The following is a 930-nucleotide window of genomic DNA, read 5'->3' as shown; positions in this document are numbered from 1 at the left end:
GAACTATCAACTTTTAACTATTTTTTTGCTGGTGCTTTTTTTGCTGGTGTTGTTTTTTGTTCGTCATAAACAAAGTAACAATTCAGACAAACAAAGCGCACATGCATCAAAAAGCGGCCGTACATCTGCTGCTCATACAGCCTCCTCTGAGGATGGAAACGACTGGATTGAGAAAGTCAACCAGACAGTTTCCAATGTGGATAATCAAGACTGGGAATGGGGCGGAAGCGGCTCAAACGATGCAACAGCTTCTGTTTCCGCACAAGAAGTTGATCCGTTGACCGAATATCAGGTTTATAAACAGTTCGGCTATGAGAGCAAAGCAGCGGAGTCTTTGGCCGGTTATCTCAATACTTTGGAAGACGGCGCTCCAGAAAAACTGGTTCATGAATTAATTGGTTTGAATCTGCGAGTCGGCAATATCGACATGCTGGCGGATACACTTGAGCGTCATAGTGCTTCCCTTTCTGAAGACAGTGTAGCTGAATACCTGAAAGCCGGTCTGGCTTTGGATTCTACCAACCTGCGCCTGCGTGTTTTCGCCGAGCATCATCTTGGTTGGAATATGCAGGAAGTGGACCGTCAAATTGGCGAACACAGCGGTTTGGAAGTTGCTTCCGACGAGCATATTGCCTTTGAGAACGATTCGGTTGAACGCATTGTCGTTCCGGGTATGGGCAAACGTGCGCCTATCGTATTAGGCAAGAAAGATTTTGGCGAAATCAGTCCTGAAGAGATGGGGGCGGTTATTGGTTTTGCCAAACCGGAGCGTAGTGCAAAAATCCTGAAAGACAAGATTAGCTACGAGACTGCTTTGCATCAATACAACAAAGCAATCCAAACTTCTGCGAAGCCTGCTGGTCTCATTATCGATGCCTTGCGTCTGGATTATCAGAATGAAGAAGTAGGGCAGTTTGCCAAGCATCTGTG

The 930-nt window shown here is 46.1% G+C and carries 1 pseudogene; it reads left to right on the top strand.

Annotated features, from left to right (window positions below):
* A pseudogene (locus ACTHS3_RS15260) lies at nucleotides 1-930 on the top strand (23S rRNA methyltransferase); the annotation flags it as partial.

Source organism: Neisseria sp. P0009.S007, from assembly GCF_051962515.1.
This window is presented reverse-complemented; position numbering and strand designations above follow the sequence as displayed.